General features: G+C 69.4%; 26 protein-coding genes. 7 read left to right on the forward strand and 19 right to left on the reverse strand.

Going from position 1 to position 19,694, the window contains the following annotated elements:
• Nucleotides 1-39: 39 nt before the first annotated feature.
• From HWX55_RS08155 to HWX55_RS08205, 11 genes are all read right to left on the reverse strand, one after another.
• Nucleotides 40-1,062, reverse strand: a complete 1,023-nt coding sequence (locus tag HWX55_RS08155) for a Ku protein (RefSeq protein ID WP_175975235.1) — start codon at nucleotides 1,060-1,062, stop codon at nucleotides 40-42.
• A gap of 92 nt (nucleotides 1,063-1,154) precedes the next feature.
• Entirely contained in the window at nucleotides 1,155-3,260 is a 2,106-nt protein-coding gene (katE, locus tag HWX55_RS08160) for a catalase HPII (RefSeq protein ID WP_175975236.1), read from the reverse strand.
• A 127-nt stretch (nucleotides 3,261-3,387) separates the two neighbouring features.
• Nucleotides 3,388-3,774, reverse strand: a complete 387-nt coding sequence (locus HWX55_RS08165; RefSeq protein WP_124593709.1) for a DUF3022 domain-containing protein — start codon at nucleotides 3,772-3,774, stop codon at nucleotides 3,388-3,390.
• Nucleotides 3,771-3,932 (reverse strand): DUF1328 family protein, encoded by a 162-nt coding sequence (locus HWX55_RS08170; protein ID WP_006498332.1) that lies wholly within the window; start codon nucleotides 3,930-3,932, stop codon nucleotides 3,771-3,773. The genes HWX55_RS08165 and HWX55_RS08170 overlap by 4 nt, the downstream gene beginning before the upstream one ends.
• A 46-nt stretch (nucleotides 3,933-3,978) precedes the next feature.
• Nucleotides 3,979-4,167, reverse strand: coding sequence for a DUF3008 family protein (locus HWX55_RS08175; RefSeq protein WP_006498333.1), 189 nt, complete (start codon nucleotides 4,165-4,167; stop codon nucleotides 3,979-3,981).
• A 71-nt stretch (nucleotides 4,168-4,238) separates the two neighbouring features.
• Nucleotides 4,239-5,672 carry an RNA polymerase factor sigma-54 gene (locus HWX55_RS08180; protein WP_175975237.1) on the reverse strand — a complete coding sequence of 478 codons (1,434 nt, stop codon included), beginning with the start codon at nucleotides 5,670-5,672 and terminating at the stop codon, nucleotides 4,239-4,241.
• Nucleotides 5,673-5,901: 229 nt separating this feature from the next.
• Nucleotides 5,902-6,411: a DUF892 family protein gene (locus HWX55_RS08185; RefSeq protein ID WP_175975238.1), complete on the reverse strand. Its 510-nt coding sequence runs from the start codon at nucleotides 6,409-6,411 to the stop codon at nucleotides 5,902-5,904.
• Between the two features lie 82 nt (nucleotides 6,412-6,493).
• Entirely contained in the window at nucleotides 6,494-6,808 is a 315-nt protein-coding gene (locus HWX55_RS08190) for a hypothetical protein (RefSeq protein WP_175975239.1), read from the reverse strand.
• Between the two features lie 48 nt (nucleotides 6,809-6,856).
• On the reverse strand, nucleotides 6,857-7,168 hold the full coding sequence (locus tag HWX55_RS08195; protein ID WP_175975240.1) for a hypothetical protein: 312 nt from the start codon (nucleotides 7,166-7,168) through the stop codon (nucleotides 6,857-6,859).
• On the reverse strand, nucleotides 7,165-7,413 hold the full coding sequence (locus tag HWX55_RS08200; RefSeq protein ID WP_175975241.1) for a hypothetical protein: 249 nt from the start codon (nucleotides 7,411-7,413) through the stop codon (nucleotides 7,165-7,167). Before HWX55_RS08200 ends, HWX55_RS08195 begins: the two co-directional genes overlap by 4 nt.
• Before the next feature lie 193 nt (nucleotides 7,414-7,606).
• On the reverse strand, nucleotides 7,607-7,909 hold the full coding sequence (locus HWX55_RS08205; protein WP_126365284.1) for a hypothetical protein: 303 nt from the start codon (nucleotides 7,907-7,909) through the stop codon (nucleotides 7,607-7,609).
• A 170-nt stretch (nucleotides 7,910-8,079) separates the two neighbouring features.
• Between HWX55_RS08205 and HWX55_RS08210 the strand changes: the two genes are divergently transcribed.
• The 3 genes from HWX55_RS08210 (at nucleotide 8,080) to HWX55_RS08220 (ending at nucleotide 9,427) form a co-directional block, all read left to right on the forward strand.
• Nucleotides 8,080-8,334, forward strand: coding sequence for a hypothetical protein (locus HWX55_RS08210; protein WP_124555908.1), 255 nt, complete (start codon nucleotides 8,080-8,082; stop codon nucleotides 8,332-8,334).
• A gap of 87 nt (nucleotides 8,335-8,421) precedes the next feature.
• Entirely contained in the window at nucleotides 8,422-8,853 is a 432-nt protein-coding gene (locus tag HWX55_RS08215; RefSeq protein ID WP_050013987.1) for a CBS domain-containing protein, read from the forward strand.
• Nucleotides 8,854-8,944: 91 nt separating this feature from the next.
• Nucleotides 8,945-9,427: a PRC-barrel domain-containing protein gene (locus tag HWX55_RS08220; RefSeq protein ID WP_050013988.1), complete on the forward strand. Its 483-nt coding sequence runs from the start codon at nucleotides 8,945-8,947 to the stop codon at nucleotides 9,425-9,427.
• Between the two features lie 130 nt (nucleotides 9,428-9,557).
• Here HWX55_RS08220 and HWX55_RS08225 read toward each other — a convergent pair whose 3' ends face one another.
• Nucleotides 9,558-10,037 (reverse strand): response regulator, encoded by a 480-nt coding sequence (locus tag HWX55_RS08225; protein ID WP_124555909.1) that lies wholly within the window; start codon nucleotides 10,035-10,037, stop codon nucleotides 9,558-9,560.
• Nucleotides 10,038-10,270: 233 nt separating this feature from the next.
• Between HWX55_RS08225 and HWX55_RS08230 the strand changes: the two genes are divergently transcribed.
• Nucleotides 10,271-10,939 (forward strand): UdgX family uracil-DNA binding protein, encoded by a 669-nt coding sequence (locus tag HWX55_RS08230; RefSeq protein WP_175975242.1) that lies wholly within the window; start codon nucleotides 10,271-10,273, stop codon nucleotides 10,937-10,939.
• Nucleotides 10,936-12,240 carry a divalent metal cation transporter gene (locus tag HWX55_RS08235; RefSeq protein ID WP_175975243.1) on the forward strand — a complete coding sequence of 435 codons (1,305 nt, stop codon included), beginning with the start codon at nucleotides 10,936-10,938 and terminating at the stop codon, nucleotides 12,238-12,240. Before HWX55_RS08230 ends, HWX55_RS08235 begins: the two co-directional genes overlap by 4 nt.
• Nucleotides 12,241-12,342: 102 nt before the next feature.
• Here the strand turns inward: HWX55_RS08235 and HWX55_RS08240 are convergent, their stop codons facing one another.
• The 7 genes from HWX55_RS08240 to HWX55_RS08270 all read right to left on the reverse strand — a co-directional run bounded on the left by HWX55_RS08240 (nucleotide 12,343) and on the right by HWX55_RS08270 (nucleotide 17,064).
• Nucleotides 12,343-12,954 carry a DUF892 family protein gene (locus tag HWX55_RS08240; RefSeq protein ID WP_175975244.1) on the reverse strand — a complete coding sequence of 204 codons (612 nt, stop codon included), beginning with the start codon at nucleotides 12,952-12,954 and terminating at the stop codon, nucleotides 12,343-12,345.
• Nucleotides 12,955-13,013: 59 nt separating this feature from the next.
• The gene (locus HWX55_RS08245) at nucleotides 13,014-13,628 is read right to left on the reverse strand and encodes a DUF4142 domain-containing protein (protein WP_175975245.1); all 615 of its coding nucleotides are present in this window, start codon (nucleotides 13,626-13,628) and stop codon (nucleotides 13,014-13,016) included.
• 34 nt (nucleotides 13,629-13,662) lie between these two features.
• The gene (locus HWX55_RS08250) at nucleotides 13,663-14,520 is read right to left on the reverse strand and encodes an SDR family oxidoreductase (protein WP_124631018.1); all 858 of its coding nucleotides are present in this window, start codon (nucleotides 14,518-14,520) and stop codon (nucleotides 13,663-13,665) included.
• 128 nt (nucleotides 14,521-14,648) lie between these two features.
• Nucleotides 14,649-15,215: a hypothetical protein gene (locus HWX55_RS08255; RefSeq protein ID WP_175975246.1), complete on the reverse strand. Its 567-nt coding sequence runs from the start codon at nucleotides 15,213-15,215 to the stop codon at nucleotides 14,649-14,651.
• A gap of 61 nt (nucleotides 15,216-15,276) precedes the next feature.
• Entirely contained in the window at nucleotides 15,277-15,576 is a 300-nt protein-coding gene (locus tag HWX55_RS08260; RefSeq protein ID WP_175975247.1) for a DUF2795 domain-containing protein, read from the reverse strand.
• 27 nt (nucleotides 15,577-15,603) lie between these two features.
• Nucleotides 15,604-16,632 carry an SDR family oxidoreductase gene (locus HWX55_RS08265; protein ID WP_124555915.1) on the reverse strand — a complete coding sequence of 343 codons (1,029 nt, stop codon included), beginning with the start codon at nucleotides 16,630-16,632 and terminating at the stop codon, nucleotides 15,604-15,606.
• Nucleotides 16,633-16,662: 30 nt separating this feature from the next.
• A complete protein-coding gene (locus tag HWX55_RS08270) occupies nucleotides 16,663-17,064 on the reverse strand; it encodes a BON domain-containing protein (RefSeq protein WP_175975248.1) in 402 nt (133 codons plus the stop codon).
• A gap of 244 nt (nucleotides 17,065-17,308) precedes the next feature.
• Between HWX55_RS08270 and HWX55_RS08275 the strand changes: the two genes are divergently transcribed.
• Entirely contained in the window at nucleotides 17,309-18,628 is a 1,320-nt protein-coding gene (locus HWX55_RS08275) for a glycosyltransferase family 1 protein (protein WP_175975249.1), read from the forward strand.
• Complete coding sequence (locus HWX55_RS08280; RefSeq protein WP_089490328.1) at nucleotides 18,628-19,674, forward strand: UDP-glucuronic acid decarboxylase family protein; 1,047 nt, start codon at nucleotides 18,628-18,630, stop codon at nucleotides 19,672-19,674. The genes HWX55_RS08275 and HWX55_RS08280 overlap by 1 nt, the downstream gene beginning before the upstream one ends.
• The last annotated feature ends 20 nt before the right edge of the window (nucleotides 19,675-19,694 follow it).

Genomic DNA, 19,694 nt, shown 5'->3' on the forward strand with positions numbered 1-19,694 from the left:
TCGGAGTCGGAGTCGAAATCGGAGTCGGCGTGATCGGCGTCACGCCGCGTGCTTGCGGCGCGCGGCGGTCTTCTTCGTCGCAGGGTCGCTCGCCGCGCCGCGTTTCGCGGCGGTTTTCTTCGCCGCGGTTTTCGTTGCCGTGCCTTTCGATGCGGATTTCGAGGGCGGCTTGCGGCGCGCGCCGCCCCGCGACGAGGACGATGACGAAGACGCCTCGTCCTCCCCTTCGTCGCGCTCGCCACGCAGATCCGCCGCCCGCGCACCGGCGCCGCCCTTCAGGCTGCGCTTCAGCAACTCGGTGAGATCGACGACGTTGCTCGCCGCGCGGCCGGTCTGCGCGGGCCGATCCTCGATCTCCTCGATCTTGCCCGCACGCACCTTGCGCTCGACCAGTTCGAGGATGTCGTCGCGAAACGTGTCGTGATATTCATCGGGCGTCCAGGTGCCGGACATGTCGTCGATCAGCTTCTTCGCCATCCCGAGCTCGCGCGCGGTGACGCCCGCGCCCTTCGCGTCGCCGGCCGGCACCGACAGTTCGTCGAGCGGCCGCAGTTCTTCCTGCCAGCGCAGCGTATCGAGCGCGAGTATCGGCCCGACCGGAATCAGCGCGCCCAGATGCTGGCGGTCGCGCATCACCACGAGCGCGATGCCGATCTTGCCGCTGTCCTTCAGCGCGTCGCGCAGCAGCGTATAGACCTTCTCGCCCTTGCGGTCCGGCACCAGGTAGTACGGCGTGTCGAGATAGAGAAACGACACGGCGTCCTCGTCGACGAAGGTCAGGATGTCGACGGTCTGCGTCGATTCCGGATTCGCCGCGCGGATCTCGTCGTCGGTGAGCACGACGTAGCGCTCCTTTTCGTACTCGTAGCCGCGCACGATGTCCTCGCGCGTGACTTCCTTGCCGGTGCGCTTGTTGATCTGCCGATAGCCGATCGGGTCCATCGAGCGCTTGTCGAGCATCCGGAACGACGGCTTCACGGTGCGCGTCGCCGGAAACAGCTGCACGGGCACGTGCACGAGCCCGAAGCTGATCGCGCCTTTCCATGTCATCCGCGGTGCCATGCGTGTTCCTCCTTGCCGAATGCGCGCCCGCCCGAAGGCAGGCGCGCGGTACGGCGCAAACCGCTTTCGGCCGCTTTCGGCCGCTTTCGGCCCTATGCCGGCAGCTCCGCCGCCTGCTGTTCGCGCGCCCACACGCGATGCTGGCCGAGGTGATCCGACAGCGTGTTCAGCACCGCGTCGAGATCGACGGCCTGCCCGACGCACACGCCTTCGGCGGGGCCCGGCAGGTTCGCGGCGCTGAGCAGTTGCCGCCCCGAGCCGACGGCCGCGATCGGCTTCAGGTGCTTGAACGCCTCGCGCACGAAATGGCGGGCCTCGGCGCTGTGCGCGAGATCGCGGCCATCGCCGTCGCCGCCGCACACGAACACCGCGTCGAACATCACCGATGGCATGCCGACCAGCGTCGCCTCCGGCACGATGCCGCCGATCGGCGCGAGCGTCGGCGCGACGATCGTCGGCACCGCGTGCGCGGCGAGCAGCGCGTCGCGCACCTGCTCGACCAGCACCTGATTCACGCCGGGCGTCGCGATCAGCGCGATCTTGCGCGAGCGGATGCCGGGCTTCGCGCGACCGATCAGGCTCAGCGCGGGCGAGCGCTGCGCGACGACCGGCGTCGCGCCCGCCTGCGGCGCGGGCAGCCCCAGCCGTTCGGCGACCTGCGCGGCGAGCCCCGCGTCGAAGCGCGCGATGATCTCGTTGACCACGCGCTCGCGAATGTGCGGCTGCGTCACCTTGCCGAGCTCGAAGCAGTACGCGTCGCGAATATGCCGCTGCTCGATGTCGGTCATGCTCTGGTAGAACAGCGCGGCCTGCGAGAAATGGTCGGCGAACGATTCGCTGCGCACGCGCACCTTGTGGCCTTCGAGCGGCTCGGGCACGGTCTCGAAACCGCCGCCGGACGGCGCGGGCGGCGTCTCGCGCGGCCAGCCGCCGCTCGTCGAATTCGGCTCGTACGACGCCTGCCCGACGTTGATCGTCTGCCGATGCATCGCGTCGCGCTGGTTATTCGCGAACGGGCACACCGGCCGGTTGATCGGAATCTCGTGGAAATTCGGGCCGCCGAGCCGGCTCAACTGCGTGTCGGTGTACGAGAACAGCCGCCCCTGCAGCAGCGGGTCGTTCGTGAAATCGATGCCCGGCACCACGTGGCCCGGGTGAAACGCGACCTGCTCGGTCTCCGCGAAGAAGTTGTCGGGGTTGCGGTTCAGCGTCATCCGGCCGATCGGCCGCACCGGCACGAGTTCTTCCGGCACGAGCTTGGTCGGGTCGAGCAGATCGAAGTCGAATTTATCCGCGTCGGCCGGGTCGATCATCTGCACGCCGAGTTCGAACTCCGGATAGTCGCCGCGCTCGATCGACGTCCACAGGTCGCGCCGGTTGAAATCGGGATCGTGGCCGGCAATCCGCTGCGCCTCGTCCCACAGCAGCGAATACGCGCCGCTCACGGGCCGCCAGTGGAATTTCACGAAACGCTCGACGCCGGCCGCGTTCACGAAGCGGAACGTGTGCACACCGAAGCCGTCCATCGCGCGATAGCTGGCCGGCAGCGCACGGTCCGACATCAGCCACAGCACCATGTGCGTCGTTTCCGGCACCAGCGACACGAAATCCCAGAAGGTGTCGTGCGCGGATGCGCCGGTCGGCATCTCGTTCGGCGCCTCGGGCTTCACCGCATGCACGAAGTCGGGAAACTTGATTGCGTCCTGGATGAAGAACACCGGCATGTTGTTGCCGACGAGGTCGTAGTTGCCTTCCTCCGTATAGAACTTCACCGCGAAGCCGCGCACGTCGCGCACGGTGTCGGACGACCCGCGCGGCCCCTGCACGGTCGAGAAGCGCGCGTAGACCGGCGTTTCGGCGGCCGGATCCTGCAGGAACGCGGCCTTCGTGTAGTCGGCCATCGGTTCGTACACGCGGAACACGCCATGCGCGGCCGAGCCGCGCGCATGCACCACCCGCTCCGGAATGCGCTCGTGATCGAAATGCGTGATCTTCTCGCGCATGATGAAGTCTTCGAGCAGCGACGGCCCGCGCGTGCCGCCGCGCAGCGTGTTCTGGTTATCGGCGATCCGCACGCCCTGGTTGGTCCGCAGCGCCTCGCCGTCGGGCCGCGCACGGTGCTCGTCGAGCTGACGCGACTTCGCGCTGTCGTGCGGTTGCGTCGGGGGCGTCTTGCCGGCGGATGGGGGAGTCGTCATCGTCAGGTGTCCTCTTGGAATTCGGTAGGAAGCCGCTGCCGCACGGCGACGCGCCGCGGCGCGCGCGTGCGGGCGGCAGGGAAAGCCGGCCCGGCGTGCCGCGAACGGCCGCGGGCCGGTGGCGGCGTCAGGGCGCGCGCAGCGCCGCGTCGAATTCCGCGGCCGTCACGTCGAGCGCGACGTTGCATTCGATCGCGGCGTCCTCGACGCGCGGCTTGTGCTCGTCCACCGCGCGCCGCGCACGGTCGCACAGCTGCGTGCGCACGCGCAGCCGGTCGGCCGTGTCGAGCGTCGCGTAGCGTTCGATCACGTCCGCGTCGAACCGCATGTCGACCGTGCAGCGCCATTCGCGCGCGTCCTCGTCGGACGGCACGCGCACCCACGACACGTGGATCGTCAGCCGCCCGGACGCGTCGTCCGCATGCACGACGACGGTCGACTGCGACGGAAAACCGATCGCGAACGCGTGCTCGAGTTCCGCGACGCGCTGCGACCGGTCGGGCGTGACCGTCATCGCCGCACGACCCCCAGCAACAGCGTGACCAGGAAGATCACGACGAAGATGTAGAACAGGATCTTCGCGATCTCGGCCGCACCGGCCGCGATGCCGCCGAAGCCGAACACGGCGGCAATGATCGCGATGACGAAGAAGATGATGGCGTATCGAAGCATGGAACCCTCCTGGATGACAGCGGTCGTCACTAAACGTCGGCGCCGATCACGCATCGTGCTTGTGTTTCGGTTTGCCGTGCGTCGGCGTGGAAGCCATTTTCTCGAGCTCTTTCTCGCTCATCGACTTGGCCATCGATTTCGACGGCGGCTTCAGGTCCTTCATTTTCGTGTCACCGCGCTTGGCCGACAGCGCGGCCCCGGCGGCGCGCTGCTGAGCCTGGGATTTGGCTGGCATGATTACGCTCCTCTCGTTGGCGCGCGAGCCGACGCGACGCGCGGCACGCGCGGGTTGGAACAATGAGGCCGTCACGCGGCGTCGCGACGCCGCAGGTCGGCCGGCGGAATCTTCATCGCCTGGCGATACTTGGTCACCGTCCGACGCGCAAGAAGAATGCCGCGGCCCGCGAGGTTCTCCGCGAGCGCGACGTCGGACAGCGGGTCGGTATGCCGCTCGGCCGCGATCATGTCGCGGATAAGCACCTTCGCGGCCGACGCCGAACACACGCCCTTGCCGGCCGCCTCGAGCTTGCGCGGGAAGAAATGCTTGAACTCGAACGTACCGTGCGGCGTGGCCATGTACTTGTTGCCGGTCGCGCGCGAGACGGTCGATTCGTGCAGGTCGAGCTCTTCCGCGATGTCGCGCAGCACGAGCGGCTTCATCGCGATCTCGCCGTAGCGGAAGAAATCGCGCTGGCGCGCGACGATGCATTCGCCCACGCGCTGGATCGTGTCGAAGCGCTTCTGCACGTTGCGGATCAGCCAGCGCGCTTCCTGCAGTTGCTGGCCGAGCGGCGAATCGCGTTCGCCGCTCGACTGCGCGAACAGCGTCGCATAGCGCTCGTGCAAGCGGGCGCGCGGCAGCACGGCCGGATTGATCGTCACGATCCACTCGTCGCGCACCTGGCGCACGATCACGTCGGGCACCACGTAGTCGCCGCGCGTGCTGCCGTAGTGATTGCCGGGGCGGGGATCGAGCCCGCGCACCAGCGCGCAGGCCGCCTGCAGCGTGTGCGAGTTGCAGCCGAGGCGCCGCTGGATCTCGGCCGTCTCGCGGCGCGCGAGCCGCTCCAGATGCTCGCGTGCGATCGCCTTCGCTTCCGCGAGCGCCGGCGTGCCGGCCGGAATCGCGTCGAGTTGCAGCACCAGGCACTCGGACAACGAGCGGGCCGCGATGCCCGGCCGGTCGAGCATCTGCACGAGCCGCAGCGCGACCGCCAGATCCTGCTCCGACAGCAGCAACGCCGGATCGGCGGCGACCAGCAGTTCGGCCAGTTCCTGACGCAGATAGCCGTCGTCGTCCAGCGCATCGATCACGAGGCGCGCGGCTTCGCGGTCGCGCCTGTTGAGCGGATAGAGTCGCAGCGCATCGTGCAGCTGCTGATGCAGCGACGGCTCGGTGGCCATCCATTCGCCCGGCGACAAGCCGTCCGCGTCGTCGCCCTGACGGCTCGTGCCGCGCGGCGCGGGCGCGGCCGTAAACGGCACCTCGCCATCCGGCGCACGGATATCGTCGCGCTCGGGCGCCGCGTCCGGCGCGGCCGCTTCGGTCGGCTGCTCGGGGGTCGCCGCAGCGGTTTCGTCGTCGCTCTGGCCGTCTTCCAGAAACGGGTTCATGTCGAGCGCCTGGCGCAATTCCTGTTGAAACTCGAGCGAGGACAACTGAAGCAGTCGCAGCGACTGCTGGAGCCTCGGCGTAAGTGCCAGATGCTGTCGCATCTGCAGCGCAAGCGAGACGGGCATCGAAAGCCTCCTGACGTTGGGTTCGCGGGTTCGCGGTATGTCTTCTCCCGGACGTCATGCAGCTTCCATGCCAGTCGCGCGAAGCGCGCTGCGACGCGGCTCTCGCCGGTTCGCGCCCCGTTTCGCCGAGTGCGAGAGCCGCTTTTTTACAAGCCGGGGGCAAGTTAGGGGGCACGTATTTCGCTCGCGGGAAACGATGCACGCCGCAAGCTGCCCGACGGTCGCGCGACTACCGCTTCGCGTCGATGCGGTCGACCGCCGAACGGTCGAGAAACGCGGTCGTCAACTCGGGCAGATGGCGCAGCAGCCAGGCGGCCATGTCGCGCTCCTGCTGCAGGATTCGCTCGCAACACGCGCGAATTTCCTCTTCGCCCGCGGCTTGTGCGGCCGCGACGATCGCCGTGTAGGCGGCGATCTCGAGCTGCGCGAACGCGTAAGCGGCGAGCGCCGTCTTCACGACTTCGTCGTCCGCGAGCATGCCGCTCGCGACCTGCCCGTACGCGGCCACGCGCGCGGCGAGATCCTTGGTCGCCGACGGCGACGTGCCGAGCCGCATCAGGCACGCTTCGACGAGCGCCTGCTGGCCGAGCGTGGCGTCGAGATGGAGCCGTAGCCGGTCCTGCAGTTGCGGATAGTGGCCGACCCGCTTCATCTGCGCATCGATCATCGTCTCGGCCTGGCGCTCCATCGCGTACGCATCGCGCAGCCAGTCTTCCAGGTGCTCATGCTGATTCGCCATCGCGCTCCTCCGGCCGCATCGCGGTGCGGCATGCCGTGACGCGGCGCGGCGCGGCTGGGCGTCCCCGCGACGCGTCGTGTCGTCAGTACTGCATCGGCGGCGGCGTGCCCGGCAGCGGCCGGTCGCTCTGCGTGCCGTTCGGGCCCGGCGGCGGCACGTCGGCCGGTACGTCGACGGTCGTGCCCGGCGGCATCGTGTTGCCCGGCGACGGACGCGTGTCGTAGCGCGTGTTCGCGTCCGGCATCGTCGTGGTCGACTGCGCGCCGCGCCCGTCGGGCGGCGCGGGCGGCGCCGCATGCGTGCCGTACGGGCCGCTGGCCGGTTGCGTGCATGCGCCCAGCGCGCACGCCGCGGCGAACGCACAGGCGCCCGCGCGTAGTGTCTGGATCGTGTTCATCGAACCTCCCTGGAATCGACGGCTCCGGGCTGGCCGTGGCGGCACGGCTCAGAGCCGGTTGAAATGGAAATCGCCCGCATACGCGGTCGGTGCGCGGCGCGCCATCATCGTGTCGAATTCGGCCGCGACGCGCGTGAGCGAGCCGCGTTGCCGGTCGATGTCGGCCCGTTCGAGCGCGGCGAACGCATCGGCGTCGAACGTCACGGTCAGCGACGCCGGATGGCCGTCGACGCGAAAGCCGATATGCAGCGCGCCGGCCGGCTGCTCCTCGACGTGGAACGGCATCGCGCGCGCCTCGAAATGGCGGCCGAGCGTTTCGGCGAGGTCGCGCAGCATGCCGGGTTTCACGCGGATGCTCATTGCAGTCCCTCCCTTCGTCTCAGCGGCATCGCGCCCGCCGGCCGTGCACGCACCGGCGGTTCCGGCGACGGCGGATCGCGTTCCGGCGGCGCATGCCCCGGCGGATCGCCCTCCGGTTCCCGGTACGGTTCGGGCATGTCCGGCGGCACGTCGTCGGGATCGGGCGGCGCGGGGTCCGGCTCGATGTCGGGCAACGGCGGTTCGGGCCGTTGCAGCCACTGCGCAGATTCGTGTGTCATCGGCATTCGTTCCCTCGTTGCGGGGTTCGGGTCGGGATCGGCGCGACGCGCCGCGTACCGAAGATTCGCAAGCCGCGTGCCATCCGTTCGGGTGGCCGCACGCGGGGGGTCCGGCGGGGATCGATACGCAGTCGCGCGGTCCGGCGCGCCGCGCCGTGCCTTCGCTACACCGCTCGCTGCAAATCTTGCAAGCACGCGGCTACGCGTCGTACGCGGCCATCACGAGCCACAGCTCGCGGCCGTCGTCGCGCACGCGCGCGGCGAGCGCATACGGATCCGACGGCTCGCACGCGCGCTGCAGCGCGAAGCGCGCGGGTTCCGTCGCACCGAACGTCTCGTCGCCGAGCCGCCGCACGTCGGCCTTGCCTTCGAACATCCGGCGCTCGGGCCGGTAGATCAGCGGTTCGTGCTTCCACGTATCGAAATGGCTTTTCACCGAATCGAATCCGCCCCCGCATACATTGATTTCGTAGCGCACCCCTGGTCGTCGTTTCGGAATCATCGTCGTGCCCTCCCGCTCGATGTGCGCGCAGCAGGCACCCTGTTGCGCCGTGTCGTCATGGTCGTCGTGGTGGTCGTCGCCGTCGCAGCGGCAAGTCGCGTGCCGTGCGTGCGGAGCGGGAACGCAGGTTGCGACACAGCGGCTCCTCGTCACCCATACGGAGCACCGCCATGAAGGATTCGACCCGGCACGGCCAAGACGCACCGGCGCGCGAGCGGCAGCCCGACCCGCAACCCCCGCTGAAGGACCAGGACCATACGCGCACGCGCCATTCGGAGCGTCATATCGACAAGCAGCTCGAGGACACGTTTCCGGCCAGCGACCCGCCCGCGACCGGCGGCGTCACGCGCATCGAGCCCGACACGCCGCCCGGCACGCACGACGGCGGGCCGTGGGAGGACAAGCGCAAACGCGACGACAAGTGACGAGACGAGCCGCGTGCACGGCACGCGGCTTGCTGGATCGCAACAGCCGCATCGGCACATTGCTTCAACACCCGCAAGGAGAATTTCATGCATCGCGTCAACGAAATCATGTCGCAGGACGTCGTGCGGATCGCCCCGACCGACTCGATCCGTCACGCCGCCCAACTGATGGAGCGCTACGACATCGGCGCGCTGCCCGTGTGCGACAACAACCGGCTGATCGGGATGGTGACGGACCGCGACCTCGCGGTGCGCGCGATCTCGGCCGGCAAGCCGCCGGAGACGCGAATCCACGAGGTCGCATCCGGCCCGATCGAATGGTGCTTCGACGACGATCCGCTGGACGAGATCCAGCACTACATGGCCGACGCGCAACTGCGCCGGCTGCCCGTGGTCGATCACGACAAGCGACTGGTCGGCATGCTGTCGCTCGCCGACATCGCGACACGCACGGCCAGCCCCGAGCGCGACGACGTCGCGAACACGCTGGAAGGCGTGTCGCAACCGAAGCAGACGTGACGGAGCGATTCCCGCTTCGCCTCGACAACCCGCGCGACCCGCAGGGCCCGCCCCCGGGCACGGTCGCGCCCCACGCAGCCAGGAGGAAACCATGCAGACTTCCGATCAAGGTCAGACCCGCATCATCGGCAAGGGCGCCGCGACGGCGGCCGGCCCCGGCCCCGACGTGATGGCGGCCGATACGCTGGAAGGCGACAAGGTCTATACGACCGACGGCGACGATGTCGGCAAGATCAAGGACATCATGCTCGACGTGCGCTCGGGCCGCATCGCGTACGCGGTGCTGTCGAGCGGCGGCATCCTCGGCATCGGCGACAAGCTGCACGCGATCCCGTGGAGCGCGCTGACGCTCGACACCGAACGCAAGTGCTTCCTGCTGTCGGTCTCGTCCGAGCGGATTCGCAATGCGCCGGGGTTCGACAAGGACCACTGGCCGGCGATGGCCGATCCGCAATGGGCCGAGCCGCTGCACGAGTTCTACGGGAGCACGCCGTACTGGAGCGCCGGCGACGAACTCGGGCTGACCGACCCGACCGAGGACCTCGACGATCCGCGCACGCGCGGCCGTCACTGACCGTCCCGTGACGCGCGCCGGTTCGCCGGCGCCTGCGTTCCGCATTGGTTCGACACGCCCCGCTCGCGCGGGGCGTTTTTTTGTCCTCGCGCCGCGGCGCGGACGGCGCGTCCGGCGCCCGCCAGCCTTTTTACAAGGAGCGTGTAACGTCCTCGTCGGGCCTCACGGCGCCGCCGCTCGCCGATTCGAGGTAGCCCAGCAGCCGGTGCGGCGTCAGCGGCTTCGCGCAGTGCGCGTCGAAGCCGGCTTCCTTCGCCCGTTCGCAATCGCGCCGCGACGCGAGCCCGCTGCACGCGACCAGCAGCATGTCCGACGTTTGCGGATCGCCGCGCAGCCGCGCCGCGAGTTGCAGCCCGTCGAGGCCGGGCATCGCGATGTCGAGCACGACCGCGAACGGCTGCCAGTCGCGCGCGACGTCGCACACGGCGAACGGATCGTCGGCGACCCGGCACTCGAAGCCGCGCGCCTCCAGAAGCAGGCGCAGCGCGTCCGCCGCATCGCGATAGTCGTCGACGACCAGCACGCGGCGCGGGCGGCGCGGCACGCTGTCGGGCGCGCGCCACAACAGCACGTCGTCGGCGGCCGGATCGTCGCCGGGTTCGGGTTGCATCGTGCTTCTCCTGTCGTTGGACGGGTTGGCCACGCAAGGCGCGCGCCCATTCCGACTGCGTCCGGCATGCCGGTTGCTGTCTCTTTCGCATCGTCGACACAGGAGTCTTTCATGCGCACGATGCGGCTTCGATCCTCCGGTTTGCTTCCCTTAGCGCGTGCGACAACGCGGGCGCCGGCATGTTCCGCGCGAGCGCGGCACGCCGCGGGTGCGGCCTGCGCCGGAGAGACCGCATGACGCGCAAAACGCCCGACCGCCACGCACCGACGACGCCGCCCGACGACGAGGCGCCGGCCACGCTCGACGCGTGCCGCCGCTGCGCGCTGTGGGAACACGCGACGCAGCCGGTGCCGGGCGCCGGGCCCGTCGACGCGCCGATCATGCTGGTCGGCGAGCAGCCGGGCGACCAGGAGGACCGCGCGGGCCTGCCGTTCGTCGGCGCGGCCGGCCGCATGCTCGACCGCGCACTCGACGACGCCGGGATCGAACGCTCGCACGTCTACCTGACGAACGCGGTCAAGCATTTCAAATGGGAACCGCGCGGCAAGCGGCGGCTGCACAAGACGCCCGCGCAGCGCGAAGTGGCCGCGTGCCATTACTGGCTCGAGCGCGAGCTCGAAGCCGTCCAGCCGCGCGTGGTGGTCGCGCTCGGCGCGACGGCGCTGCGCGCGGTGCTGCAGGACAACGACGCGACGCTGGAGCGCACGCGCGCCCCGGTGCGCACCGCCGACGGCCGGCTCGTCGTCGCAACCTATCATCCGTCGTACGTGCTGCGCACGCGCGGCGCCGATTCCCGCGAACACGCGTACCGCACGCTGGTCGACGCGTTGCGCACCGCGTCGCGCCTCGCACGCGAGCGGCGGCACGGCGGCGCTCGCCCGTCGCACGGGGACGCCGGATGAGCGGGCTGGACGAAGACGCGCGGGCGGCAGCCGACGCGCCGCCGCCCGCCGCGAAACCGTGGTATCGACGGCTCGGCCCCGGCCTGCTCGCGGGCGCGTCCGACGCCGATCCGAGCAACGTCGCCGTCTACGCGCAGGCCGGCAGCCAGTTCGGTTTCAACATGCTGTGGATGATCGTCGTCACGCTGCCGATGATGGTCGCCGTGCAGCTCGCGGCGGCGTTCATCGGGCGACGCAATCGCGAAGGGCTCGTGGCCGGCATCCGCGAACACTTCTCCGATCGCCTCGCGAAGACACTGATCGTGATGGTCGTGATCGTCAACGTCGTGAACGTCGGCGCCGATCTCGCGGCGATGGGCGATGCGACGGCGCTCGTCGTCGGCGGCCGCAGCTACTGGTATGCGCCGGTATACGGCCTGACGTCGCTCGGGCTGCAGGTGCTGATGTCCTACGAGCGCTACGCGCGCTGGCTCAAATGGATGACGCTCGGCCTGCTCGCGTACGTGATCGAACTCGGCTTCGTGCACGTCGACTGGGGCAATCTGCTGCATGCCATCGCACTGCCGCAGATTTCGTTTACGCACGACTATGCGACGACCGCCGTCGCGGTGCTCGGCACGACGCTCAGCCCGTACCTGTTCGTGTGGCAGGCCGCGCTCGAGGTCGAGGAGACCCAGGCGGAGCGCCGCAACGGCGAACCGTCATGCGCGCCGGCCGCGCGCCGCGAGACCGAACAGCGCATCACGTTCGACACGTGGACCGGGATGATCGTGACCAACGCAGTGTCGTTCTGCATCATGGTGATCGGCGCGGCCGTGTTCTTCGCGCGCGGACGGCACGACCTCGGCAGCACCGCGCAGGCGGCCGAGGCGTTGCGGCCGATCGCCGGCGAAGCCGCGTTCCTGGTGTTCGCGTTCGGCATCGTCGGCTGCGGGCTGCTCGCGATTCCGGCGTTCGCGGGCAGCGCGGCCTACGGTTGCGCGGAAGCGTGGCGGTTCCGCGAAGGGCTGAACGAGCCGGTGCGGCGCGCGCCCGCGTTCTACACGGTGCTCGCGCTGTGCGTGATCGTCGGCATCGCGATCTGCTTCAGTCCGATCGACCCGATCCGCGCGCTGTACTGGAGCGCCGTGCTCAACGGCGTCGCGGCGGTGCCGATGCTCGTGTTCGTGATGCTGCTGTCGCGCAAGCGCGATGCGGCCGGCCAGCCCGGCAGCGGCCCGGTATCGAAACTGCTGGGCTGGCTGGCGGTCGCGCTGATGGCGGTGTCGGTGGCGACGATGATCGTCGACGTGCTGACGTGACGCAATACAAGTGGTCTGGGCGGACGGTTGCGTACGCAACCGGATGAACCGGCAAGCGGGCGGCGGCGGCGCACGCGACGCCGCCACCCGCTTGCCCGGGGATTACATCATCTTGCCGCGCGAGCGCTCGGCACGCGCCGCATCGGCGGCGGACTCCACCTTCTTCACTTCTTCCGGCGGCGGCAGCACCGCCTTGAAGCCCATCGACTCGATCCACATTTCACGCGCCCAGCCCCGCGTGTGATACAGGTGATGATCCTCGTCGGCCTCGACCTCGTCGTGCGCGGCCTTCAGCACCTTCGCGGCGTCGCTGTCGGGCAGTTGGTCGGCCGCGTAGCCGATCAGCTCCCAGTTCAGGTGGTCCTTGGTTTCGGCCAGCACCACGCACTCGGCCGCGACGACCTGCGCGACGGCCGGATCGGCCTGCTTCTTCGCCTGCTCGATCACCCGCACCAGCGACTCGCCGGTCGCCGCCACCGCGGCGCGCCCCGGCGATTGCGCATCGGGATCGAGGCCGAGCGTGTCGAATACCTTGCGCAGCACCTCCTGGTGATGCATCGTCTCGCGATGGTACTTCTCCCATTCCTTGTGCAGGTCCTCGTCGGTCGCGCACTGGAGCGCGGCCTCGTAGATCTTCGCGCCGCCAAGCTCGGTTTCGTATGCCTGGCAGAGCAGTTCGAGGATACCTTCGTGCTTCGATTGCCGTTGGGCCATGACTGCTTCTCCGAAAAAGCGGGCCGCACGTGCGGCCCAGGGGTGGAACCGGGCGCGCGTTATTGCGCGCCCACCTTGCGTGCGACCGTCTCCGCCATGCTCAGGTGATGCTTGAGCGTGGGCAGCGTGGACTTCGCGAATGCGCGCAGCTGCGCGTCCTTGCCGTCGCGCGCTTCGTCTTCGAACAACGCAATCGCCTTCTTGTGCGCATCGGGGCCGGTCGCCACGAGATACGCGGTGTCGAAGTCGCGCCCGCGCTTGCCGCGCAGCGCCTCGACGTCAGGGTCCGAAATCTGTTCGACCTGCGGCTTGAGGCCCTTTTGCGACGCGATCCGGGTGAGCTTCGCGTTCGCCTTGCCGTGATCGGCGACCATCCGTTTCGCGAACGCCCGCACGTCCGCCGACTGCGCCTGCTTCAGCGCAAGCTCGCTCGCCTGCACTTCCGCCTTGCCGGCCATCGCGGCCTTGTCGACGAACTCCGCGTCGACGCCCTTCGGCGCTTTGGCGATGCCGGGGTCGCCCGCGCCGCCCGCGCCCGACGACGGGTTGATCACGCCGCCCGGCACGTGCGAATTCGACGCGGGCGGCTCGCTCGGCATCTGCGCGCGGGCGAGCCCCGATACGGCGAGCACGCCGGCGGCGAGCGCCGCGATCGTCCAGTGGGGTTGTCTCATCAGCTTTCTCCTTGTACTTGCGTGGAAACGGCCATCAGCCGCCGACGATCGAGCCGCCGTTCGGATGCAGTGTCTGCCCGGTCATGTAGCTCGCGCCTTCCGACGCGAGCAGCACATAGCAGTCGATCAGTTCGTCCGGCTGGCCCGGCCGCTTGAGCGGCACGTTCGAGCCGAATTTCGCGACCTGCTCGGGCGTGAACGTCGACGGAATCAGCGGCGTCCAGATCGGCCCCGGCGCGACCGCGTTCACGCGGATGTCGCGTTCGGCCAGCTCGATCGACAGCGACCGCGTGAATGCGACGATCGCGCCCTTGGTCGCCGAGTAGTCGGGCAGTTTCGGGCTACCGTGATACGCGGTGACCGACGCGGTGTTGACGATGCGGCCACCCTGCTTCATGTGCGGCAGCGCGGCCTGCGTGCAGAAAAACATCCCGTACACGTTCGTGCGGAACGTGCGTTCGAGCTGCTCCTCGGACACGTCCTCGATGCCCGGCTGCGGATGCTGCTCGCCCGCATTGTTGACGAGCACGTCGAGCCGGCCGAGCCGCTCGACGGTGCGCGCGACCGCGTCGCGCGCTTGCTTGCGATCGCCGACGTCGCAGGCGATCGCCTCGCAGCGCCGGCCGGCCTGCTCGATCAACCGCTTCGTATGCGCGGCGTCGTCGGATTCCTTCAGGTAGACGATCGCGACGTCCGCGCCCTCCTTCGCGAAGCCGATCGCGACGGCGCGGCCGATCCCGCTGTCGCCGCCCGTCACCAGCGCGACCTTGCCCGCGAGCTTGCCGCTGCCGACGTAGTCGGCCGCTTCGTCGCGCGGCTTCGGCTGCATGTCGCGTTCGGTGCCCGGCTGCTGCGCCTGTTTCTGCGGCGGTGGAGTCTGTGCGGTGGTCATGGGTTCCTCCTTGAACGGATGCCGCCGATGCTGCGCAAGCGGCGTGCCACGTGCCGCGCACGCCGGCCCGCACGCGGCGGCCGGGCTGTGGCGGTTGACGTTGCAAGCGTTTGGAAAAAAGGGCGTATTCAGCGCGGGCTGCGGGACGCGGCTTCGTCGGGTCGGCGCACCGGATCGAAATCGCGCCATTCGCCGTCCCGCCAGTCGCCTTCGACACGCTCGATCGACTTCGCGCCGGTCGCGCGCAGCACGTCTTCGGCGGCCGTTGCGGTGTCGGGCGTCACGCGCGCGGCGAGGATCACGCCCGTTTCGCTCTGCGCGAGCGTGCCCTTCCCTTCGGCCTGCTCGCCGCGCATCCGGCCGAGCGCGCCGCCGAATGCACCGAGATACGCGCCGGCCAGCGCGGCGGCGGCCGGCACGAACCAGTAGCGCAGGCCGAGCGCATACACGATCAATCCGATCACGACGCCGATCAGCAGCCCACGCATCGCGCCGACCATCGCGCCGCGCCCGCCCGGCTTCGCCGCCGTGTCGGCGTACACGTCGCCGCCGATCGGGAAGCGCGCGTGCTGGCCGCCGGGGTTCAGGAAGAAGATCGACACGTCGTCGGGCCCGAATGCGCGCTCGTAGAGGTGACGCGCCCCACCTTCCGCTTCATCGAACGTCGTGAAGCGGCCTGCGACGATCATCGCCATGGTCGTGCTCCTCGTGATGGGTGCGCCGCGCGCGCACGCACGCGGCGCGACGGGGCGACGCTTACATCAGCCGCCCGAGTTCCTTCGATACCGATGCCGGCGTGTCGTACTCGCGCTCGGGAATCTGGCGCAGCATGTCGAGCACCTCGCGGTCCGCATGCGAGCGTTCCGCGCACTGCACGACGTCCGACTTGCTCGCCGGATAGTCCATCCCCTTCAGCGCCTTCTGCACGTCGACGGGGCTCGGCGGCTTGCCTTGGCCGGACTGATGGCCGCCCTTGTCGTGGTCCTGCTGCGTGCGCTCGCCTTCGTGCGCGCGCGAGTGGCTGTATTCGTGGCCCGTATGTTGTCGGGATGTCATGAAAGCCTCCTTGGAAAATGAACGAAATCACGCGGACGACCGTCGCGCCCGCGCGAACGCGGCAAACACCAGCGCCGCCGCGCCGAGCGCGACCGCGCCGGCGACCTTCGGGCGCTGCACCACCGAGTTGTACGCACAGCTGCGCAGCACCGGCCCTTCCATGCCTTCGCGCTCGTGCAGCGCATGGCGCGAGTCGTACAGCGCGTTGTCGTCGCGCGGCCGCGCGGGCCGCACCGTGCGCTGGCCGCGCGAGAACAGCGTGGCCGCGACGCGATCGAACAGCCGCGGCGCGTGATACGCGCTCGCCGACGTGAACTTGGCCGCGCCGCCGACGAACAGCGTGCGGCGCGGATGCGCGGCCGCGAACAAGACCGCGTCGGCGACCAGATCGGGGTCGTAGATCGGCGGCGGCAGCTTCGCCTCGACGTTCATGTAGTTCTTCGCGTGCATCACGAACATCGTGTCCATCGCGGCCGGCTTGATCAGCGTGACCGACACCGGCAGGTGATCGGCTTCCATCTCGAGCCGCAGCGAATCGGTGAAACCCTTCACCGCGTGCTTCGACGCGACGTACGCGCTTTGCAGCGGCAGCGGCGCGTCGGACGCCTCGCTGCCCATGTTGATGATCGCGCCGCCGTGGAAATCGCTCTTGCGCCGGAAATGATCGGCCGCGACGAGCGAGCCGTGCACGACGCCCCAGTAGTTGGTGTCGAACAGCCGGCGCTGATCCTCGAGCGGCACCTGGGCGGCCGTGCCGAAGATCGACACGCCCGCGTTGTTCACCCAGGTGTCGAAGCCGCCGTACGTGTCGGCCGCCGCCGCGGCCGCGCGCTGCAGATCCTCGATGTTGCCGACGTCGCCGGCGACCGGCACCGCGAGCCCGCCGTGCTGGCGGATTTCCTCGCACAGCGTGTTCAGCGCGTCCTCGTTGCGCGCGAACAGCACGAGCTTCGCGCCGCGCCGTGCCGCCTTGCGCGCGGTGACGAGACCGATGCCGCTCGTCGCGCCGGTGATCACGATCGTCTGTTCGCCGACCGGTTTGAGCATGCAGTTCATCACAGGACTCCTGTTACGGTCGCGTCGCGGTTATTTGGGCCGGATGGTCAACTGGTCGCGCACGTCCTGCACGCCGTCGATCTGCTTCACGACGCTGACGGCCTGCGTGCGCTGCTGCTCGTCGGGCACGCTGCCGGTGAGCGTCACGGTGCCGTGCCGCGTCTTCACGTGGATGTCGCCGGTCGACAGGCCGCTCGTGCCGGTCAGCTCGGCCTTCGCCTTGGTGGTGATCGTCGCGTCGCGGATCTTCGTGCCGGTGCTCGAATGCGACGACGTCGACGACGATGCCGTGCCGTCGTCGCCGGCGGCGACCGCGTTCGGCGCGACCACCATGCACGCGGTGGCCGCGGCGATCGCGACCGCCATGCCGGTGCGCAGCGCGCGCTGGCGGCGGATGCGCGGGGGGCGGGCTTGCAGCTGGAATACCTTCATCGTGACCTCCTTTTCATCGGGCCGGGCGAACCGGCGGGTGAGCGGAAGTCGCGCAAATCGCGTGCCGCGCCGCGTGCGCCGCATGCCTGCGCGCGATCGCGATCAGACGCCCTTTCATCCAACGCGTTGTAATTTTTTCGGCACAGGGAGAAGCGGTTTTCCCCGCAATGCGGCGGGCATGCCGATTGCCGAGCGACCGGTGACGGCGGCCCGTGTGCGCGGCCCCGATATCGGGAGCAATACCATGCAGAGAATCGCGTTGATCAGTGAACATGCATCGCCGCTGGGCGTGATCGGCGGCGTCGACGCCGGCGGGCAGAACATCTATGTCGCGAACGTCGCGAAGCAGCTCGCGGAGCGCGGCCTCGACGTCGACGTCTACACGCGCTGCGACAATCCCCATTTGCCGGAAGTGGTGTCGATCGGCGCGCGCATGCGTGTGATCCACGTGCCGGCCGGGCCGCCGACCGACGTGCCCAAGGAGCGGCTGCTGCCGTACATGGGCGCATTCGCGCAATACATGATCGCGCGCATGCGGCGCGAGCCCGACCCCGTCGACGTGATGCACGCGAACTTCTTCATGTCCGGCGAAGCCGGGCTGCGCGTGAAAAAAGCGCTCGGCATCCCGCTCGTCACGACGTTCCATGCGCTCGGGCGCGTGCGGCGACTGCACCAGGGCACGGCCGACGGCTTCCCCGACGCGCGCTTCGCGATCGAGGACACGCTCGCGCGCCGCTCGGACCGCCTGATCGCCGAATGCCCGCAGGATGCGCTCGACCTGACGACACACTATCGCGCCGACACCGCGCGGATCGAGATCGTGCCGTGCGGCTTCGACGCGCGGGAATTCCGGCCGGTGCCGCGCGTCGATGCGCGCGCGCGGCTGGGCTGGCCGCAGGACGCATTCGTCATACTGCAACTGGGCCGCGTCGTGCCGCGCAAGGGCATCGACACCGTGATCGATGCGCTCGCGCGCATGCCGCGCGATCCGCAACGGCCGACGCACCTGTACGTCGTCGGCGGCAGCCAGCCGACGCCCGACCCCGCGCGCGATCCGGAACTCGCGCGGCTCGCCGCCTTCGCGCACGAACTCGGGATCGCGAACCGCGTGACCTTCGTCGGCCGGCGCGATCGCGACGCGCTGCACCTGTACTACAGCGCGGCCGACGTGTTCGTGACGACGCCGTGGTACGAGCCGTTCGGCATCACGCCGGTCGAGGCGATGGCGTGCGCGGCGCCGGTGATCGGCAGCGACGTCGGCGGCATCCGCACGACGGTCGACGACGGCACCACCGGCTATCTCGTGCCGCCGCGCGACCCGGCCGCGCTGGCCGCGCGCCTCGTGCAACTGCGGGCGCAACCCGACCTGTGCGCGGCGCTCGGCCGCGCCGGCTACCTGCGCGCGCATCGCTTCTACACGTGGCAAGGCGTCGCCGACCGGCTCGTCGACATCTACCGCGACGTCGCCCACGCGCAGCGCGCCGGCACGTCTGCCGGCACCGGCCGGCGCACGCCGGTCGCCACCACGCGAGGCGTGCTCGCACACCGCAAGGAGAATACGTAATGAAGGGCTACGATCGAAAACGCGTGCTCGTCACCGGCGGCGCCGGCTTTCTGGGTTCGCATCTGTGCGAGCGCCTGGTGACGGACGGACACGACGTGCTGTGCGTCGACAATTTCTACACGGGCGCGAAGGACAACATCGCGCACCTGCTCGATGCGCCGAACTTCGAGCTGATGCGGCACGACGTGACGTTTCCGCTCTACGTCGAGGTCGACGAGATCTACAACCTCGCGTGTCCGGCGTCGCCCGTCCACTACCAGCGCGACCCCGTGCAGACGACGAAGACCAGCGTGCACGGCGCGATCAACCTGCTCGGCCTCGCGAAACGCGTGAAGGCGCGCATTTTGCAGGCGTCGACGAGCGAGGTGTACGGCGACCCCGACGTCCACCCGCAGGACGAGCACTATTGCGGCCGCGTCAATCCGACCGGCATCCGCGCGTGCTACGACGAAGGCAAGCGCTGCGCGGAAACGCTGTTCTCGGACTATCACCGCCAGTACGGCGTCGACGTGCGGATCGCGCGGATCTTCAATACCTACGGGCCGCGGATGCATCCTGCCGACGGGCGCGTGGTGTCGAACTTCGTCACGCAGGCGCTCGCGGAACAGCCGCTGACCGTCTATGGCGACGGCAAGCAGACGCGCTCGTTCTGCTACGTGGACGACATGATCGACGCGCTGATCCGGCTGATGGACGAACCGGGCGACGCGAGCGAGCCGGTCAATCTCGGCAGCGACGTCGAGATCGCGATGATCGACGTCGCGCGCGAGGTCGTGCGGATCGTCGGCGCGAACGTGCCGATCGAGTTCCGGCCGCTGCCGTCCGACGATCCGCGTCAGCGGCGGCCGAATCTGGCCGCCGCGCAGAAGCGGCTCGGCTGGCGCGCGACGACGACGTTCGCGAACGGGCTCGCGCACACCGCGCGCTACTTCATTCAACGCCAGGTCACGCACCACGCGCCCGGCGACCTGGTGCGCAGCACGCGCATCGCGTCGCATCTGCTCGCGCAGGTCCACACGCAGAACCGGCCGGCGCCGACCACTTGACGCGATCCGGCGCGACCGGC

The organism is Burkholderia sp. BCC1047, assembly GCF_902833155.1.
GTDB lineage: Bacteria > Pseudomonadota > Gammaproteobacteria > Burkholderiales > Burkholderiaceae > Burkholderia > Burkholderia sola.

What these genes read in the sequence shown, in the direction of transcription:
- HWX55_RS08155 (WP_175975235.1), bottom strand. Translation starts at nt 1,062, where the DNA reads ATGGCACCGCGGATGACATGGAAAGGCGCGATCAGCTTCGGGCTCGTG.
- HWX55_RS08245 (WP_175975245.1), bottom strand. Translation starts at nt 13,628, where the DNA reads ATGAGACAACCCCACTGGACGATCGCGGCGCTCGCCGCCGGCGTGCTC.
- HWX55_RS08205 (WP_126365284.1), bottom strand. Translation starts at nt 7,909, where the DNA reads ATGATTCCGAAACGACGACCAGGGGTGCGCTACGAAATCAATGTATGC.
- HWX55_RS08240 (WP_175975244.1), bottom strand. Translation starts at nt 12,954, where the DNA reads ATGGCCCAACGGCAATCGAAGCACGAAGGTATCCTCGAACTGCTCTGC.
- HWX55_RS08250 (WP_124631018.1), bottom strand. Translation starts at nt 14,520, where the DNA reads ATGACCACCGCACAGACTCCACCGCCGCAGAAACAGGCGCAGCAGCCG.
- HWX55_RS08275 (WP_175975249.1), top strand. Translation starts at nt 17,309, where the DNA reads ATGCAGAGAATCGCGTTGATCAGTGAACATGCATCGCCGCTGGGCGTG.
- HWX55_RS08270 (WP_175975248.1), bottom strand. Translation starts at nt 17,064, where the DNA reads ATGAAGGTATTCCAGCTGCAAGCCCGCCCCCCGCGCATCCGCCGCCAG.
- HWX55_RS08280 (WP_089490328.1), top strand. Translation starts at nt 18,628, where the DNA reads ATGAAGGGCTACGATCGAAAACGCGTGCTCGTCACCGGCGGCGCCGGC.
- HWX55_RS08260 (WP_175975247.1), bottom strand. Translation starts at nt 15,576, where the DNA reads ATGACATCCCGACAACATACGGGCCACGAATACAGCCACTCGCGCGCG.
- HWX55_RS08220 (WP_050013988.1), top strand. Translation starts at nt 8,945, where the DNA reads ATGCAGACTTCCGATCAAGGTCAGACCCGCATCATCGGCAAGGGCGCC.
- HWX55_RS08265 (WP_124555915.1), bottom strand. Translation starts at nt 16,632, where the DNA reads ATGAACTGCATGCTCAAACCGGTCGGCGAACAGACGATCGTGATCACC.
- HWX55_RS08225 (WP_124555909.1), bottom strand. Translation starts at nt 10,037, where the DNA reads ATGCAACCCGAACCCGGCGACGATCCGGCCGCCGACGACGTGCTGTTG.
- HWX55_RS08230 (WP_175975242.1), top strand. Translation starts at nt 10,271, where the DNA reads ATGACGCGCAAAACGCCCGACCGCCACGCACCGACGACGCCGCCCGAC.
- HWX55_RS08255 (WP_175975246.1), bottom strand. Translation starts at nt 15,215, where the DNA reads ATGGCGATGATCGTCGCAGGCCGCTTCACGACGTTCGATGAAGCGGAA.
- HWX55_RS08175 (WP_006498333.1), bottom strand. Translation starts at nt 4,167, where the DNA reads ATGCCAGCCAAATCCCAGGCTCAGCAGCGCGCCGCCGGGGCCGCGCTG.
- HWX55_RS08165 (WP_124593709.1), bottom strand. Translation starts at nt 3,774, where the DNA reads ATGACGGTCACGCCCGACCGGTCGCAGCGCGTCGCGGAACTCGAGCAC.
- HWX55_RS08235 (WP_175975243.1), top strand. Translation starts at nt 10,936, where the DNA reads ATGAGCGGGCTGGACGAAGACGCGCGGGCGGCAGCCGACGCGCCGCCG.
- HWX55_RS08215 (WP_050013987.1), top strand. Translation starts at nt 8,422, where the DNA reads ATGCATCGCGTCAACGAAATCATGTCGCAGGACGTCGTGCGGATCGCC.
- HWX55_RS08170 (WP_006498332.1), bottom strand. Translation starts at nt 3,932, where the DNA reads ATGCTTCGATACGCCATCATCTTCTTCGTCATCGCGATCATTGCCGCC.
- HWX55_RS08190 (WP_175975239.1), bottom strand. Translation starts at nt 6,808, where the DNA reads ATGAACACGATCCAGACACTACGCGCGGGCGCCTGTGCGTTCGCCGCG.
- katE (WP_175975236.1), bottom strand. Translation starts at nt 3,260, where the DNA reads ATGACGACTCCCCCATCCGCCGGCAAGACGCCCCCGACGCAACCGCAC.
- HWX55_RS08185 (WP_175975238.1), bottom strand. Translation starts at nt 6,411, where the DNA reads ATGGCGAATCAGCATGAGCACCTGGAAGACTGGCTGCGCGATGCGTAC.
- HWX55_RS08180 (WP_175975237.1), bottom strand. Translation starts at nt 5,672, where the DNA reads ATGCCCGTCTCGCTTGCGCTGCAGATGCGACAGCATCTGGCACTTACG.
- HWX55_RS08195 (WP_175975240.1), bottom strand. Translation starts at nt 7,168, where the DNA reads ATGAGCATCCGCGTGAAACCCGGCATGCTGCGCGACCTCGCCGAAACG.
- HWX55_RS08200 (WP_175975241.1), bottom strand. Translation starts at nt 7,413, where the DNA reads ATGCCGATGACACACGAATCTGCGCAGTGGCTGCAACGGCCCGAACCG.
- HWX55_RS08210 (WP_124555908.1), top strand. Translation starts at nt 8,080, where the DNA reads ATGAAGGATTCGACCCGGCACGGCCAAGACGCACCGGCGCGCGAGCGG.